This is a genomic window from Psychroflexus montanilacus (assembly GCF_020164535.1).
Lineage (GTDB): Bacteria > Bacteroidota > Bacteroidia > Flavobacteriales > Flavobacteriaceae > Psychroflexus > Psychroflexus montanilacus.
Window position 1 is genome coordinate 937,993 of the sequence record NZ_JAIQZC010000001.1, and the last position, 17,498, is coordinate 955,490.

The 17,498-nt window shown below is 37.1% G+C and carries 16 protein-coding genes; 2 read left to right on the forward strand and 14 right to left on the reverse strand.

What is annotated here, in order from left to right:
• Window positions 1–36: 36 nt before the first annotated feature.
• The 10 genes from LB454_RS04360 to LB454_RS04405 all read right to left on the reverse strand — a co-directional run bounded on the left by LB454_RS04360 (window position 37) and on the right by LB454_RS04405 (window position 11,268).
• Complete coding sequence (locus LB454_RS04360; RefSeq protein ID WP_224463399.1) at window positions 37–849, reverse strand: enoyl-ACP reductase FabI; 813 nt, start codon at window positions 847–849, stop codon at window positions 37–39.
• 33 nt (window positions 850–882) lie between these two features.
• Window positions 883–2,535: a DNA repair protein RecN gene (gene recN / locus LB454_RS04365; RefSeq protein ID WP_224463400.1), complete on the reverse strand. Its 1,653-nt coding sequence runs from the start codon at window positions 2,533–2,535 to the stop codon at window positions 883–885.
• Window positions 2,536–2,601: 66 nt separating this feature from the next.
• On the reverse strand, window positions 2,602–3,489 hold the full coding sequence (gene porD / locus LB454_RS04370; protein ID WP_224463401.1) for a type IX secretion system protein PorD: 888 nt from the start codon (window positions 3,487–3,489) through the stop codon (window positions 2,602–2,604).
• Window positions 3,486–4,685: a bifunctional phosphopantothenoylcysteine decarboxylase/phosphopantothenate--cysteine ligase CoaBC gene (gene coaBC, locus LB454_RS04375; RefSeq protein WP_224463402.1), complete on the reverse strand. Its 1,200-nt coding sequence runs from the start codon at window positions 4,683–4,685 to the stop codon at window positions 3,486–3,488. Before coaBC ends, porD begins: the two co-directional genes overlap by 4 nt.
• Before the next feature lie 12 nt (window positions 4,686–4,697).
• Window positions 4,698–5,033: a DNA-directed RNA polymerase subunit omega gene (locus LB454_RS04380; protein ID WP_224463403.1), complete on the reverse strand. Its 336-nt coding sequence runs from the start codon at window positions 5,031–5,033 to the stop codon at window positions 4,698–4,700.
• Window positions 5,030–5,854 carry an outer membrane protein assembly factor BamD gene (locus LB454_RS04385; protein ID WP_224463404.1) on the reverse strand — a complete coding sequence of 275 codons (825 nt, stop codon included), beginning with the start codon at window positions 5,852–5,854 and terminating at the stop codon, window positions 5,030–5,032. The genes LB454_RS04380 and LB454_RS04385 overlap by 4 nt, the downstream gene beginning before the upstream one ends.
• A 64-nt stretch (window positions 5,855–5,918) precedes the next feature.
• The gene (gene dapA / locus LB454_RS04390) at window positions 5,919–6,797 is read right to left on the reverse strand and encodes a 4-hydroxy-tetrahydrodipicolinate synthase (RefSeq protein ID WP_224463405.1); all 879 of its coding nucleotides are present in this window, start codon (window positions 6,795–6,797) and stop codon (window positions 5,919–5,921) included.
• Window positions 6,798–6,804: 7 nt separating this feature from the next.
• The gene (locus LB454_RS04395) at window positions 6,805–7,302 is read right to left on the reverse strand and encodes a DUF6913 domain-containing protein (RefSeq protein ID WP_224463406.1); all 498 of its coding nucleotides are present in this window, start codon (window positions 7,300–7,302) and stop codon (window positions 6,805–6,807) included.
• Between the two features lie 53 nt (window positions 7,303–7,355).
• On the reverse strand, window positions 7,356–9,215 hold the full coding sequence (locus LB454_RS04400) for a M61 family metallopeptidase (protein WP_224463407.1): 1,860 nt from the start codon (window positions 9,213–9,215) through the stop codon (window positions 7,356–7,358).
• 49 nt (window positions 9,216–9,264) lie between these two features.
• Window positions 9,265–11,268 (reverse strand): monovalent cation:proton antiporter family protein, encoded by a 2,004-nt coding sequence (locus tag LB454_RS04405; protein ID WP_224463408.1) that lies wholly within the window; start codon window positions 11,266–11,268, stop codon window positions 9,265–9,267.
• A gap of 156 nt (window positions 11,269–11,424) precedes the next feature.
• On the opposite strand from LB454_RS04405, the gene LB454_RS04410 reads away from it, so the two are divergent.
• The gene (locus LB454_RS04410) at window positions 11,425–12,177 is read left to right on the forward strand and encodes a 5'-nucleotidase C-terminal domain-containing protein (protein ID WP_224463409.1); all 753 of its coding nucleotides are present in this window, start codon (window positions 11,425–11,427) and stop codon (window positions 12,175–12,177) included.
• Window positions 12,178–12,181: 4 nt separating this feature from the next.
• On the forward strand, window positions 12,182–13,096 hold the full coding sequence (locus LB454_RS04415) for a bifunctional metallophosphatase/5'-nucleotidase (protein WP_224463410.1): 915 nt from the start codon (window positions 12,182–12,184) through the stop codon (window positions 13,094–13,096).
• Window positions 13,097–13,177: 81 nt separating this feature from the next.
• Here the strand turns inward: LB454_RS04415 and ligA are convergent, their stop codons facing one another.
• The 4 genes from ligA to LB454_RS04435 all read right to left on the reverse strand — a co-directional run bounded on the left by ligA (window position 13,178) and on the right by LB454_RS04435 (window position 17,488).
• Window positions 13,178–15,184, reverse strand: coding sequence for an NAD-dependent DNA ligase LigA (gene ligA / locus LB454_RS04420; RefSeq protein WP_224463411.1), 2,007 nt, complete (start codon window positions 15,182–15,184; stop codon window positions 13,178–13,180).
• 90 nt (window positions 15,185–15,274) lie between these two features.
• Window positions 15,275–16,117 (reverse strand): peptide chain release factor N(5)-glutamine methyltransferase, encoded by an 843-nt coding sequence (gene prmC / locus LB454_RS04425; RefSeq protein WP_224463412.1) that lies wholly within the window; start codon window positions 16,115–16,117, stop codon window positions 15,275–15,277.
• Entirely contained in the window at window positions 16,114–16,737 is a 624-nt protein-coding gene (locus LB454_RS04430; RefSeq protein WP_224463413.1) for an IMPACT family protein, read from the reverse strand. The genes prmC and LB454_RS04430 overlap by 4 nt, the downstream gene beginning before the upstream one ends.
• 31 nt (window positions 16,738–16,768) lie before the next feature.
• The gene (locus tag LB454_RS04435) at window positions 16,769–17,488 is read right to left on the reverse strand and encodes an SAM-dependent methyltransferase (RefSeq protein WP_224463414.1); all 720 of its coding nucleotides are present in this window, start codon (window positions 17,486–17,488) and stop codon (window positions 16,769–16,771) included.
• Window positions 17,489–17,498: the final 10 nt, after the last annotated feature.

The window sequence follows — 17,498 nt, forward strand, 5'->3', positions numbered from 1 at the left end:
GCTTTCTTTATTAATAATAAATGGTACAAATTATCCTTACTCCTCCATTGCTTCCATAATTTCCTGACTCACACCCATATTAGAAAATCCACCGTCGTGGAACAAATTCTGTAAGGTTACTTTTTTGGTTAAATCTGAGAATAACGTCAAGGTGTAATCAGCACACTCCAATGCTGTAGCATTTCCTAAGGGTGACATTTTCTCGGCGTAATTCATAAAGCCTGTGAACCCTTTTACCCCTTGTCCAGCAGAAGTTGGTGTTGGAGATTGAGAAATGGTATTGACTCTTACCTTTTTCTCTTTGCCAAAGAAATAACCGAAACTTCTTGCTATGGATTCAAGATATGCTTTATTATCTGCCATATCATTGTAATCTGGAAATACGCGCTGTGCCGCCATGTAGGTAAGTGCTACAATACTACCCCACTCATTCATCGCGTCCTTTTTATGAAGGGTTTGCATCAGTTTATGAAAAGACATCGCCGAGACATCCAATCCTTTATGAGTCCAGTCATAATTTTGATCGGTGTAGTGTTTTCCTTTTCTCACATTGATAGACATTCCAATAGAATGAAGTACAAAATCAATTTTCCCACCAAGGATTTCTTGTGATTTCTCGATCAAATTTTCTAGATCTTCAACTTTTGTTGCATCTGCTGGAATGACTTCAGAATTTGTTTTTTCTGCAAGAGTATTGATGGTTCCCATTCGTAAGGCCACAGGAGCATTGGTTAAAACAAAGCTAGCTCCTTCTTCATGAGCACGTTCTGCTGTTTTCCACGCTATAGAGTTTTCATCTAAAGCACCAAAGATAATTCCGCGTTTTCCTTTTAATAAATTATATGACATAGTCTTATGTTTGTTTGAATGTTGTAAAGTTAATCATTTTAACAAAGATTGAGCGTGAGCTAGTGCAGATTCAGAAGTTTTGTCTCCTCCAAGCATTTCCGCAAGTTCGATAACTCGTTCCTTGTCTTTTAAAACCTTTATATTGGATTGAGTGGTTTCGTTTTCAGTAGTTTTATAAACTTTAAAATGCTGCTGCCCCATACCTGCTATTTGCGGTAAATGAGTGATTGAAATAACTTGAAGAGAACCTGACATTTTCTTCATAATAACTCCCATTTTTGTAGCCACATCTCCAGATACACCTGTATCAATTTCATCAAAAATAATACTCGGAAGATTGTCGTATTGAGCCAGCAAGCTTTTCACAGCAAGGGTAATTCTGGATAATTCGCCACCTGATGCTACCCGCTTGATGTCTTGAGGCTCACTGCCTTTATTGGCAGAAAACAACCATTCAAAATGGTCTGCCCCTCTAGAGTTGAAAGTACTGGTTAAGTTCCCTTTCACTAGCAGTCTAGCGTAAGGAATTCCCAACTCGCTCAACATTTTCTCTACCACATCACTTATAATGCTGGTTGTTTTTTCTCTGCTTTCGTAGAGTGCTTTGGCAATTTTTGAAAGCTTTTGTTCCTGTTCAGTAATTTGTAGCTCAGCCTGATTAAGTTCTTTTTCAGCGTTTTCTTTTACAGAAACCTGCTGTTCGAGATTCTCTTTGACTTCCAATAACCCTGCTACATCCGATACATGATGCTTTTTTTGAAGACTGTAAATCAATTGTAATTTTTCATTTACTTCCTCCAAGGTCTTAGGATCAGCATCCAAAGACTCAAGCTGGTTTTGAGTTTCAGAACTGATGTCTTCTGCCTCTATCAATATGCTCTCGATTCTTTGGTGAAGTTCACCAAGGTTAGGATCTAGCTGAGAAGCTTTCCTTAACTGCATATTGATTTCTCTTAGCTGTGCGACAACACCAATCGACTCTTCGTCAAGCTGCTGATAAGACTGACCTAACTTTTCCTGAAGTTCTTCAACATGACTTAGTTTACTCTGTGTAGATTCTAACTCTTCCTGTAAGCCAGTTTTTAAATTAGCTTCAGTTAATTCTGAAAGTAAAAACACATTATAATCATAGGCTTCATCTGCTTTTATCTGTCTTGACTTTAGTTCATCAAATGCTTTCTTAAACGTATTCAGCAATTTTAAATTTTGAGAATAAGTTTCTCTTAACTCTGAATTTTGAGCTACTGTATCTAAAACATCGTACTGGTAATCCTGATTCCCAATAGATAAGGTTTCATGCTGACTGTGAATATCGATAAGATGTACACCGAGTTCACTTAAACTAGAAAGTTTTACCGGAGTATCATTGACAAATGCTCTGGACTTTCCCGAAGGCAGGATTTCACGTCTTATGATGGTTTCTTCTTCATAGTCCAAATCCAAATCTTCGAATAATGTCTTTAGACTAAACGCTCCAACGGAAAAGTGACCTTCTATCACGCATTTTTTTTCAGAATTTCGAATAGAGTTTAGGTCTGCTCTTTTTCCTAATAGTAAGGAAAGGGCTCCAAGAATAATGGACTTACCAGCACCGGTTTCACCAGTGATAATTGAAAAGTTATCTGTAAATTCAAGACTGATATCTTCAATAAGAGCAAAATTTTTGATCCCAAGAACTCTAAGCACAAGTGAAAATTTAAACGATTAAATCCAAGAGCTAATCTACTAAATATTGAGTAATCTCAGTCACATTTATTCACCTATCCTTCGCCATTTCCTATTGTGCACAGGAGCAACCTGATTTAAGGTGCTCACAGTAGAATTGATGTCCATTTCTGGTCCACCACTCAGGATTTGCATTATCTCATCAGACTTTGCATCAAAGAAAATTCTGAATAAGGCTGCATTTGGTCTACTTTTAGAATTTTCAGATATCAAGTTGATGGCTGTTAGGATGTTTTCTTTTCCTTTTTCAACATCCTTGTGCATTAAGTCCAGACCTTGCCTGTGATACACATAGAGAGCCTTTCTGTAATTTGAAAAATTTCCTGAAAGTAAATCCCTGTTGATACCAAAACGACTTTGTGATGCACCAGATTCTGTCCACCCGTTTCCTCCTCTTTGACTGGCAGCATTCACAATTTTCCTGGCTTCTTCATAAAATTCATCTCCACCACCTTCTATAAAGCTATCGGCATCGTAACCCAAGATCGTGTAAACATAGAAACTTATCGTAGATACAAGGTTATTAGAAAACACATTTGGATTATAATTAAGTGGCTCAAACTCTTTGTAAGTAAAGTTGAAGTCATTATCCTTTATATTCAACAAAATCGAATTCATAGATGACCCAAAAACTGGTCTTGAAGATTGTACCTGAACTGTTGCCTGAAAATTGTCAGAATCGTAAGCCTGTATAATAACATTAAAACTACACTTGATGCGCTCATGTGGTTTATAAGTAGAGCTGGTCCATTGGGTATTGTTTATAAATTCAGACAAATCCCTTTCCAAAGTGGAGAATATAGATAACTGATTCCTTCCTGTTTGCTGAGCATCCAAAACTACCTCAGCTTCCAGAACTTGAGATGTACCCAGGAATGGAAATAGGAAGATAAATATGAGGTATTTTACATTCATAGACTTGCAATTTTCAAAACATGACCCAAAATATCTTTTGCTACTTCAGATTTGTGTTTAGTTTCAAAACGAAAGATTTCTGAATTTGTTATGATTTTTACCTTATTGGTGTCTGTTTTGAAACCTGCACCACTATCATTTAATGAATTTAGAACGATAAAATCAAGATTTTTTTTCTTCAATTTTGCTTTTGCATTCTCTTCTTCGTTATTGGTTTCCAAAGCAAATCCAACTAAAATTTGATGGGTCTTGATGTGTCCCAGATATTTTAAAATATCCTGAGTTGGTTCCAAATCTATTTGCATAGACGTTTCGCTCTTTTTAAGTTTATGTCCAAACTGTTGTTTGGGCTTATAATCTGAAACTGCAGCAGCTGCAATAACAATATCAGAAGTTTGATAGCATGAAGTTGCAGCTTCAAACATATCCTGAGCACTCACTACATCTATTCTATTCAAATTGCTGTGATTGAGCTTCAAGTGGGTAGGTCCCGAAATTAAATTTACGTTTGCTCCAAGATCCAGGGCTTGCTGTGCAAGTTCAAATCCCATTTTCCCACTGGAATGATTTCCTATAAAACGGACAGGATCAATGGCCTCGTAAGTTGGTCCCGCAGTAATAGTAACAGTTTTACCATTTAAGGGTAACTGCAAGAGGATGTCTTGCTCAATAAAATTGACAATATTTTCTGGCTCTGCCATTCTTCCCTCACCAACAAGTCCGCTGGCTAACTGGCCAGATTCGGGTTTGATAAACTTGTTCCCAAAACTGATTAAGGTTTCAATACTTTCCTTGGAAGTGTTGTGCTTGTACATGTCTAGATCCATTGCTGGAGCAAAGTAAACCGGACACTTAGCTGAAAGGTATGTGGTAATCAAGAGGTTATTTGCACTTCCAGAAGCCATCTTGGATAAAGTGTTGGCTGTTGCCGGGGCTATTAACATTAAATCTGCCCATAAACCGAGATCTACATGGTTGTTCCAGTTTTTTTCTTCATCTGTAAACGAGGAAACTACAGGATTTTCTGAAAGAGTTGAAAGGGTAAGCGGTGTAACAAATTGTTCTGACTCTGGAGTCATCACTACTTTCACATCTGCTCCCGCTTTTTTAAGAAGTCTGACTAAGAAAGCAGATTTGTAAGCGGCAATGCCACCCGTAATTCCTAATAGGATATGCTTGCCGCTTAAAATACTCATTAGCAATCTTTATTACTCTTCGGTATTTTCTTTGGTGTTTCTATAGTAGATTTTATCGTCCAACCACTCATCCATTGCTATAGAATGTGGTTTTGGAAGTCTCTCATAGTACTTGGACACTTCAATTTGCTCTTTATTTTCAAAAACCTCATCAAGGTTTTCATTATAAGTAGCAAACTCATCGAGTTTCTCCAATAGCTCTTTTTTCATCTCTACGTTGATTTGATTGGAACGCTTAGAAACAATTGAAATTGCTTCATAAATGTTTCCGGTAGCAGCATCAACCTTATTCTTATTGATTGTGGTTGTACTTATTGGAGCGTTGGTGTGTTTGATATTTGAATTCATAATTCTGTTTGTGTATTTGTACGTTCTTCTATGTCTTTTGCATAAACCTTAGCTTGTTCAGAAAGTTCACTTCCTGAGTCTCCATAATATTTGATATAGTCTTCATAATATACTTTAGCTTCCGCCAAACGTTCTGGAACCAGTGAAGATATACTATTTATAGCTAAGATGTATGCAGATTCAAATTTATAAAAGAAAGCTTCCTCTCTAAATTTTGAACCTGGAAATCTTAAATTGAAATTATCAAAGGACTGAATCGCAGCCTTGTAGCGTTCAGTATGATGATATTGTTTCGAGATCTCGTAAAACTTCTTTTCTATTTTCAAACTCAATTCTTGAATCATAGCATTGGAAGTCTCAAAGAATTCCCCGTCTGGATAAGTATTGATGTAAAATTGAAGTTTTGCTAAAGCTTTATTAGTGTCTTCCTGGTCTTTGCTATAAATAGGAGAGACTTCATAGTAACTTTTTGCACTTTTGAAAAAAGCTTCTTCTACCTTTTCACTATTTGGGTAAGATTTTGTAAAACGCTCAAACATATAGCCCGATAAAAAATAATCCCCAATGAGATAGTGAGCATTTGCATTCATATAAGTGACTGTCTCCCCAGAGGGTTTACCCTTATATTGCGGTAAAATCTGATCAAACAAACGTATAGCCTTCCTATGGTATTTACTCTTACCGGTTTCTATTCCTTTTTCGTAAAACTTTTTTGATAACTCATATTTTGGCTGTACCTCTTTTTCTTTTAAGACTTTTTGGTACTCACTACATGAGGAAAATCCAAGAACTATTACCAAAAGAACTATAATTCGTTTCATAAACTTAAATATCGTGCAAAATTAAGGATAAATCTTCGATAATAAAAACGCAATAAATACCGGATTATTTCAACTGATTTATGAAAACGCTCAAGGCTGATTTCAATTCTGAACTCGCTTCAACTAAGGGCAATCTTACATTGTTTTCTGCTATTTTTTTTAATTCTAAAACAGACTTAATTCCTGCCGGATTTCCCTCTTTGAAAATAAGATCGATTCCATCCATCAACTCAAATTGAATGGCATAGGCTTCTTTTGTTTTTTTCAAAAGACCCAAATTTACCATCTTGGTAAATTCTGCAGGAAATCCTTGAGCCATTACTGAAATGACTCCTGCTCCACCAGCAAGCAACATGGGTAAAGTAATCATATCGTCACCTGAAATCACAAGAAAATCTGATGGTGTATCTCTTAATATTTGCATAGCTTGAACTATATCTCCAGCAGCTTCTTTTATACCTATGATGTTTTCAAAGTCATTTGCCAAACGGGTAACCGTTAAAGGCAGCATATTGGAACTTGTCCTTCCTGGGACATTGTAAAGAATAATAGGGAGCGGTGAAGCCTTCGATACAGCTTCAAAATGCTTATAAATTCCCTCCTGCGTTGGTTTATTATAATATGGAGAAACTGAAAGTAAAGCGTCAAAACCATCTAGATTTTCTGTTTTCAAATCGCTTACCACTTGTGCAGTGTTGTTTCCCCCAAGGCCTAAAACTAATGGTAACTTACCATTGTTTTCTTGCTTTATAGTGGTCTTTACCAGCTCTTTTTCTGCTTTACTCAAAGTTGCGTTTTCTGCTGTGGTTCCCATTACCACAAGATAGTCTACTCCATTTTTGATTTGGAATTGAACTAAGCGTCTTAATGCATTTTCATCTACCTCATTACTGCTAGTAAAAGGAGTTGCCAATGCAACTCCTGTTCCCAAGAATTTTGTCATTTGTTATTTAAATTATTTGTTTAATATATTTCGAAGTTTCTTTAAAAAAATCAAGGTTTCTGGAATCTACAGCCAATGAAAGGTCATTGATTTCAGCATTGGATTCGTTCAAACCTACTTTAAGTCTGGCTTTGGTAAGTTGTGCAACAATCTCTAAACACAACTCATTCTTTCCAAAAAAATTGAATAATAACTTATAGTCGCGATTTACAAATTCAGAAATTACTTTAGATTTTGGCTGGCCAAATATAGAAAAGTCCTTTTGTATAAAAACAAAATCAGGCTTTTCAACTCTGTCATACCTATGCCTGCTGAACCCTAGAAAATAGATTTCCGAGGGCTTTACATCAAAATTCTTTTCAATAAGCTGCTGAAGTTGATATTTATCTGAAACATCATCATTAAATAAGATACCAACTTTAGATCCTTTAATTTCCGAAGCTTTTTCGGATTTATTGGACTCCAGTTTCTTATTTAGAAAATAAGTTTGTAATGAATTAACCACCTTTAGATTTTATATCAAATATAAGAGATTATTGAACTCGCGAACTTAAAAAATTACCCTTTAAGCCAAGCCTGTCTAAGTTTGAATTTAGGATTATCGCTTTCAAGGTCTACAGACTGTAATGACGTCTTGTTGGTATATGGCTGAGTGGCTTCACCTTCAAAAGTCATTTCTTCACCATCTCTCACCACAGTCATTTTAAACGCTTCTCCTTCTTCCCAGCCCATAGATGCCATAATAAGTGGCCTTATGTTTTCTAAACTATATTCAGTACCATTGATGGATTTTATAACATCTCCACCTTGAACACCCAGATCTCTAAAGAATGAATTCATAGGATAACTTTCTCTAAAGAAAACAGTACCATCATCTTGATTAGCATCAATAAAAGGGGTATTCCCATCTAAAAAATATCCTGTTTTTGCTAAGCTTTCAGACTTCTCTACACCAACCTTTGCAAAAAATTCATCGTATGGAATAGGTGTATTCCCTGAAACGTATTTATCAAAAAAAGCCTGTACTTCAGGATAGGTCATATCAACAATTTCTGAAATCAACTCATCATCTTCAAATGGCGTATCTTTTCCGTATTTAGAAATTAATTTTTTCATTAAATCCAGAATACCCATTTCACCACTGCTTAATTCTCTAAGGCGAATATCTAAAGCCATACCTATCAGTGCCCCTTTCTGATAGACATTATAATAACTGTCTTTATATTCATCTTCAAGTATATTTGCACTCATTTCTGTAAACGACATCGTATCATCAAAAGCCATGGACGTTTGGATTTTCTCATTCATTCGCTGGTAGAAGTCTTCTTCAGAAATTAAATCTTGATTAATCTGAAACAAGTTAGCAAAGTATTCAGTCACGCCTTCATACATCCAAAGGTGCTGAGACATCTTAGGGTTGTTGTAGTCGAAGTAATGCACTTCATTGGAATGAATATTTAGTGGAGTGATGATATGGAAAAACTCATGTGAAACCACATCAGTCATTGATTCTTCAAGTTGTTGCAGGGCCATTGTTTCTGGTAAGACTACACTTGTAGAAGTATGGTGTTCTAGAGCACCAAAGCCACGTGCATCTTGATTTTCCATATCAGACAAATACAATAAAATAGCATACACATTAGTATTGTCTATCTCTCCTAAAAAAGATTTTTGAGCCTGAACCATCTTCTCCAGCGCTGGTTTTAAATCTTCAGTAGAATGTACACTATTTGGTGAATGAATACTCAACAAAACTTTCATGCCTTCTATGTCGAAACTGGTCGTATCTGGTTCAGAATATAAGATAGGATGATCGATTACTCCAAAGTATCTGTCTGTTGCAAATTCGTCTATAACATAGGTTTCTTTATCAGTTTGATTAATCACGGGTAGTGAGGCTGATGCAGCAAGATTGGAAGGCCTTTGAATATTGATTTTGTATGGAATTTCTTTAGCATTTTCAAAATAGCCTACCATTGCATGGAGATTAAGCATAAAGTTATCTCCTGCTTCAAAATTGGTTCCAGCTGGCGAAAATACACCTCCTTCACCTTCCATATCAAAGGTGTCGTCTACATAATAAGTAAGCTTATCAAAATTGGAAGAGTTTGTAATCACCCATGTATTATCATCATTTCGAGTCGCTTCCATTTCATTTCCATCGTAATCTAAAGCGACAAGATCACTGGAAAACTGTCCATAATCATTGATAGCATAAGTTCCTGGTACTGTTTTTGGCAGATAAAACTTAATGGAGTCAGAACTTATTGGTCCTGGATCTACAGAGACTTTCACTCTATCGTTTTCGACTTCGTGAAGAAAAACATCTACTACTACAAGGTCGTTTTCTTTTTGAGAAACGGTTTTACAACTGATAACGCTGATTAAAACACCTAAAGCTAAAACTATTTTTTTCATGATATATATTTCTTATTGGACTATCTATTCTGAATTTGTTACGCCAAAATTAAAACTTTATCACCTTATTGAGAGCATTGATATCCCTTGATGCTCCAAAAATGTAAACTAAGTCATCAATTTCAATTTTGGTGCTGGGTTGTATATCTGAAATGTATTTTCTACCACGTTTAATGGCTAGAACGGTTACATTATAATTTTTTCCAATTCCAGATTCAAGAATGGTAGCTCCAGCAATATTATTATCTCCATGCTGTACATGCAGTGTAGCCACTTCTTTATCTGGTATGTTCAACTGCTGAAAAACAGCATTGGTTGAAGTTGGTTTGATACTCGTTAACATCTCATAGTCTGAAGACCTGATGCTGGTTACTATAGTTTCTATATCGCCTTGAGTCACCATGTACTGTCTTAAAACTCGTGTAAAAATCTCAATTGAAGTTTCAAACTCTTCAGGAATAACCTCATCTGCACCTACTTTCATGTTTTCCTCAATTTCTTTTACATAACGAGTTCTCACAATAATGTAAACTGTTTGAGAAAATAATCGAACTGAAGAAATAATCTTTTTGGTGGCATTTGGATCGGAAATAGCAATAACCACCACCCTCGCTTTCTGAATATTGATATGTTTCAAAATTTCAGGATCTGATGCGTCACCAAAAACGATAGGTTGATTTTTTTCTTTAGCCATTTTAATAGCATCGTAGTCCATATCCACAATGACATAAGGAATATCAATATGAGATGTTACTCTGGAAATATTTTGACCATTGATCCCATAACCTACAATAACCACATGATCTTTCCAATCGTGTTCCTGATCAATCTCCTGACTACTATCATCTATCTTACGCTTGTTCATTCGTTTTCTCACGCGTTTTGGAATAGCTGCTCTTAATAAGAATTCTGACATTTTATGAGATTTCTGCAAGACAAATGGCGTTAAAGCCATAGTTATTATAGAAACAGCAAGGAAATATTGATAAAGTTCATCTGGCAGAATATCGTTTTGCAAACCTACTGTAGATAGCAATAACGAAAATTCACCTACCTGAAAAATACTAAAAGCAGACATGAAAACAGTTCGGGGCTGGTTCTTGAGACCCAAAGCTACAAGGCCTACAATCAACATCTTGATCACTAAAACTGCGAGTACAAATAAAAGGATGTAAACTACATTACTCATAAAAAAGTAAATGTCGAGCAGTGAACCTACAGAGATGAAAAAGAAACTTATAAATATTTCTCTGAAGGGAAGCACGTTGGCCGTGGCTTGGTGGCTGTATTCAGATTCCGAAATAATCAATCCAGCAAAGAATGCTCCGAGTGCTAGAGACAAACCAACAGAAGATGTTAGCCAGGCCACACCAAAGCAGAATACAATAGTTGTTAGTATAAATAATTCTCGATTTTTGGATTTAACCACCAATTTGAAAATAAACGGTACGATGTATTTTTGAAGTAAAAACACAACTACACCAACACCTATTAATTTAACCAAAAGAATAAGTAAGGTTTCGCCTACGTTTTCAGACTTTCCGGCCAATATTGGCGTTAACAACATCATTGGGACGACAATAATATCCTGAAAAATCAAAATCCCCAGTGCTATTCTACCATGAGGTGATTTAATTTCTCCTTTTTCCTGCAGCATTTTTAAGACTATAGCGGTACTACTTAGAGAGATCAGGAAACCAATAAAAACGGCCGTATTAATTTCAACACCCAGGGCCATGGCAACTAAAGCAGTTATCAGTATGGTTCCTCCTACCTGGAGTCCACCACCAATAAAAACTGTTTTTTTTATTTTCATCAATCCACTAAAGGACAACTCAATACCAATAATAAAAAGAAGGAAAATAATTCCTATTTCTGAAAGTAACTCCACTTCGTGAGACGAGCTTAATAAGTTAAATGCACTTGGCCCAACAATAATACCTGCAAATAAAAATCCAAGAATAGAAGGCACTTTTAGCTTTTGGAAGGCCAAAATGATGACAATCGAAATACCTAAAACAACAACAATCTCTTTAAGTAGTGGGATTTCCATAGTTTATTTTAACAGATTTGCAAAAATACCAAAATATCATTCTTAAAGTGTTTTGAAAACCATAAATAAAAAACTAGTCTTAATTAATCATATAGTCAATTCTAACACCCCTTTAAATTTACGAAACAGACTATATTTACGCCAAATTTGATTTTAATGAAAAGATTCTATATACTTCTTTTGGTTTTGGCATTGACTTCTTGTGCAGATAAACCACAAAAGCTCAAACAAGTTGAAGGAAAACAAATCCAGATTTCAGATTCTATTGAAAAGAGCAAGGAACTTGAAGATTTCATCACTCCTTACAGAGAAAGAGTTGCAGAAGAAATGGAAGGGGTTCTGGCTTATACTCCAAAAGCCATGAGCAAGACCGATTATAAATTAAATACGCCTATCGGGAACATGATGGCAGATGCGGTTATGGAAATGGCAGGTCCTGTTTTTAAAAAAAGAACCGGAAAATTTATTGACCTTGTGATTTTAAATTATGGCGGCATTCGATCTGGCATCAATGCCGGTGATATTACCACGAGAACCGCCTACGACATTATGCCTTTTGAAAATGAAGTGGCTGTTGCAGAATTGGCTTCAGATGAACTTAAAGCAATGGTAGAGTACCTGGCAAAAAGTAAAGTAGCTCACCCCATCGCAGGACTTCAAGTGATCGTGGATGCTGAAGGCAACTTGAGCGAGGCTAAGGTGAACGGAGAGCAAATTCAGAAGAAAACCTACTACGTAGCCACCTCCGATTACTTGATAAAAGGAGGAGACCGCATGGAATTTTTCTTAAGAGCACAAAACGTGGAAACTTTAGATTACAAACTCAGAAACTTATTTATCGATTATTTCAAAAAGAAAGACACCATTGCGCCTATGCGTGATGAGCGATTTTCTCAACTCAAAAACTAAAGCGATGAAGAGATTACATTTTATAAAAACCACTGGAGCAGCAACTGGTTTTTTGGCTGCAGGAGGCTTGGGCGTTTTGAGTGCCTTTCAACCAAAGCCGTTTTCGAAACACCTTACCATTTTACACACCAATGATGTGCATAGCCACATTGACCCCTTTCCTGCAAACGATAGCAAATACCCCAATCTTGGCGGGGTTTCCAGAAGGCACAGCTATATCCAGAATGTGAAGTCTGAAAATCCAAATACATTGATTCTGGATGCGGGGGACTCTTTTCAAGGCACTCCTTTTTTCAATTTTTACGGAGGAGAGCTGGAATTTAAATTGATGAGCAAAATGGGATACCACGCCTCGACTATTGGTAATCATGAGTTTGATAACGGCATAGACAATATTGCGGCTCAACTGGAACATGCCAAATTCGACATGCTCAACGCCAATTATGAATTAAAAAACACAAGCCTTGCTGGTATGGTGAAACCGCATCAGGTTTATGAAGTTGATCAACTTAAAATAGGTGTGTTTGCCTTAGGCATCCAACTGGAAGGACTTGTGTCCAAAGACCTTTACAAAGAAACTGTTTATATCGATCCTGTAGAAATTGCTCAGGAACAGGTAAGGATTTTAAAAGAGGAGTTGGGCTGCGACCTGGTCATATGCTTATCTCACCTGGGGTATAGCTACAAATCTGAAAAAATTGATGACTTGAAGCTGGCTGCAAAAACCAAAAACATCGACTTGATCATCGGCGGACACACGCATACATTTCTTGAGAAGCCTAGTGTTGTAGAAAATGTAGAAGGCAAAAAAGTCCTGGTGAATCAAGTGGGCTGGGCTGGCATCAATGTAGGGCGCATTGATTTCTATTTTGATGACAAGGGCACAAGTGAAAGTGAAAGCTTGGTGATTGAAGTTTAAAAGGGAAATCCCCATCCCTAAACCTTCCCAAAGGAAAGGAAACTATAACAAGCGTATAGATTCTCCCTCCTTGGGAGGAAGCTAGAGGGAGGCATCTATCATCTCCAAAAACTCATCTTCACTAATAATGTTTACGCCTAGATTTTCAGCTTTGGTGCGTTTGCTCGGTCCCATATTGTCACCAGCGACAAGATAATCTGTCTTTTTAGAGATGGAGCTGGTATTTTTACCGCCGTGTTGTTCTATCAATTTTTGAATCTCTTTTCTCGAGACTTTTTCAAAAACGCCAGAAATTACTAAGGTTAGATCTGCTAACTTCTGACTTTGATTTTCCATTTCCTCTTCAGAAATTTCAAGATTAAGGCCGTATTGCTGAAGCCTGCTGATACGCTCTTTATTGGCTTCGTTTTGAAAGAATTCTACTACACTTTGAGCAATTCGCTCGCCTATTTCATCAACGGCCACAAGATTTTCCAAACTTGCTGAAGCCAGCACATCAATGCTTTTAAACACTTTTACCAGTTTTTTGGCAACGGTTTCGCCCACATAACGAATACCAAGCCCAAACAAGACTCGCTCAAAGGGCACTTCTTTCGACGCTTCAATTCCTTGGATCAAGTTGTCTGCAGATTTTTCGGCCATACGTTCCAGGGGCAAAATATCTTCTTTTTTTAAGGTATAAAGGTCGGCGTAGTCTTCAATTAAATTTTCTCTCACCAACAATGCAACAGTTTCTCCGCCAAGCCCTTCTATATCCATAGCTTTTCTGGAGATAAAATGCTGAATACGTCCAATGATTTGTGGCGGACAACCCTCTGTATTTGGACAAAAATGTAAAGCCTCCCCTTCTTTTCGTACCAGTTCAGTGCCGCATTCTGGACATTCCTGAATATACACAGTAGGTTGAGAATCCGGATCTCTCTGTTTAAAATCAACTCCAATAATTTTTGGAATAATCTCTCCCCCTTTTTCTACAAACACCACATCCCCTTCCCGGATGTCTAGCTTTTCAATCTGGTCTGCATTGTGCAAAGAAGCACGTTTTACGGTCGTACCAGCCAACTGAACGGGATCCAGATTGGCAACAGGTGTAATGGCTCCAGTTCTACCTACCTGATAGGTGATTTCATTTAAAGTTGTAGACACCTGCTCGGCTTTAAACTTATAAGCCATCGCCCAGCGAGGAGATTTGGCCGTGTAACCCAATTCGTCCTGATGTTGAAGACTATTGACTTTGATGACCACCCCATCGGTTTCGTAAGGCAAATCCCGACGGTGTTCGTCCCAGTAATTGATATAAGCAAAAACCTCATCAATTGATTTGGCTAGTTTGGCTTCCCTGGGCACATTAAAACCCCATTCCCGGGCTTTATCTAAACTTTCCATTTGGGTTTTGACACCGAGATGCTCTCCAGTTAAATTATAAAGCAAGCAAAGCAAAGGGCGTTTAGCTACTTCGGCGCTGTCCTGAAGTTTCAAACTTCCGGAAGCTGTATTTCTAGGATTGGCATAAGGTTCTTCACCTTGCTCTACTCGCTCTGCATTGAGTTTGGCAAAGCCTTCGTAAGGCAAAACAATTTCACCTCGAATATCAAATCGTTGCGGATAATCATCACCTTTCAGTTTGAGAGGAACCGATTTAATGGTTTTTACGTTATGCGTAACTTCATCGCCCTGGGTGCCATCACCCCGAGTAACAGCTCTTAAAAATTCACCATTCTCGAAGGTTAAACTTATAGAAGCACCGTCGTATTTGAGTTCGCAGGTGAATTCAACGGGTTCTTCTATAATCTTTTGTATACGCGTTTGCCAGTCGTCAAGGTCTTCTTTGGAGTACGAATTGGACAGTGAATACATCGGAAAATCATGAACAACAGTCTTAAAATTTTTGGTCACTTTTCCGCCAACTCGCTTGGTTGGAGAATTAGGGTCGGAGAATTCAGGATTGTTTTCTTCAAGCTCCTGCAATTCTTTCAATTTCATGTCAAAATCATAGTCAGAAATCTCTGGATTATCCAATACATAATACTTGTAATTATGCTCGTGAAGCTCCGATCTTAGCTGTTCTATTTTCTGTTTGACGTCCATGAAGATTTGAAATTAGTAAAGTTAATTTTGGATTTAAATTTAAGCTAAATTCTAGAAAAATCAATTATCAAATCAAGCTATTAAGCAAGTTTAATAGGCTTTTAGCATTCTCTCATTCCCGCGAAAATCTTTTCGGATTTCAATATGTTCAAATCCAAAACGCTTGAACAAATCTTCAGTTTCCTGAGCCAAGTACTGGTTGATTTCCACATACACCAAAGGTTTTTTCACAGCACTTGAAGCCAATTCAGCTATTTTTCTGTAGAAAATCAACGGATCTTCATTTTGTACAAACAATGCCAAATGAGGTTCGTTTTTTAAAACATTATCTTTCATTTGCTGTTGCTCATCAAACTTCACATAAGGCGGATTGGAAACAACAATATCTACCTCGGGAAGCGTTTCAAGTTCCAATACATTGGCCTGTATAAATTCTATTTGTGTTCCATTTTCTTCGGAATTTGATGCTGCCAGACTTAAAGCTTCTTCTGAAATATCTAAAGCTTTTATCTTGGCTTGTGGCAGATGCCTGGCTAGCGCGATAGGAATGCAGCCACTACCTGTACCTAAATCTATAATCGATAACTGAAGGTCTTTAGACAAATGGTCTTCCAGAATCCACTGCACAAGTTCTTCTGTTTCTGGACGCGGAATCAAAACCTTGGAATTGACCTTTAGCTTTAAGCCAAAAAATTCTGCATAGCCTAAAATATATTGAATTGGCTCTTGTGCCTTTAGCCTGGATTTAGCTTCTTCAAATTTCAAAAGTTGGCTTTCTTTCAACTCCATTTTAGTGTTGAGTAGTAAATCATGGGTTCTCAGACCCAGTAAATCCTCAGCCAGCCAGGAAAACATAGTCAAAACTTCGGCTTTGTCATAAACAGGTAAAAGTTCTTCAACAAAGTCTGTCTTAAGTTGTTTCAGATCTGTCATTTGTCTTCAGGCTTAAATTCACTCGACACTTCAAAACCAAAAACAGCTTCAAATTTCTCGTAGATACTTTCAAATTCTTTTTTCCTTACCCCTATTTTGAATTTGCACTTTAGTTTTAAGTCTTGTTCAATGATCTCAAGGTCATACTCCTTCACCAATCGCATCACCAGGTTCATTTTATCATACTCACAAGCTACTTCAAAACTCAAATTGATGGTTTTGGAAATTATCTTACTATTTTCCAAAGCCATCTTAGCTGCGGTTTTATAAGCAGAAATCAATCCTCCAACACCCAATTTTGTTCCTCCAAAATACCTAACAATTACTACCAAAACATTGGTCACTTCAAAATTTTGCAACTGCCCAAGAATTGGCATCCCCGCAGAATTGGAGGGCTCACCGTCATCGTTGACTCTAAAATGCTCGTAGTTTTCGCCCATTTGCCAGGCGTAGCAAAAATGACCTGCTTTGTTGTGTTTAGATTTAAGATCGGCAATAGCTCGTTCAACCTCATCTTCAGAAACAACTGGAAACGTATATCCAAAAAACTTACTTGCCTTTTCCTTAAAGAGGATTTCTGATCCTGCTCGGTTTATAGTTTTGTAAGCGTCTTTTTCCAATGGGAATAAAATTTGGTAAAAAATACAGACCTTAACCTTGAATAATGAAGATAGCTGGCCTTTTATGCAAATCTATGGAAGTTTTTTTCCATTCTGCTGCAGTCTGTGTTTTAATAAATTCTGAAGACAAAGTAAGGTCTACAGCAACACTAATTCTAGTGGAAGCTTGTAATATTGAGGTAAGGCTAATTAATAATTTATTGTTCCGGTAAGGGGTTTCGATAAAGATCTGAGCCTGATCATTTTCTATGGAAGCCCGTTCTATTTTTTTTACAAAATGCTTACGTTCCTGGTTATCAATAGGTAAATATCCATGAAAAGTGAAGCTTTGCCCATTAAGGCCGCTAGACATTAAAGCCAGTAAAATGGAGGATGGACCAACCAAAGGTACTACTTGAATATTTTTTTGGTGAGCTAAAGCAACAACTTGAGCACCAGGATCTGCAACCCCAGGACAGCCTGCATCCGACAATAAACCCATGTGAATTCCACGGTCACAGACGTCCAGAAAATTTGGAATTTCTAAATCTGAGGTGAATTTATTAAGAAGCTTAAAATCTAGGTTGGGTTGAGATTTGGAAGGCACTATTTTTTTTATAAAATGCCTGGCCACTTTTTCGTTTTCAACAATATAATGGTCTATTTCACTTATCACTTTACGAATAGAAAGTGGAAGAACTTCCAAAGGTGGCAAATCTCCCAATCGGTTTGGAATCAGGTATAGTTTCCCTTTGTTCTGAACGTTTTCCATTTCTTTGTTT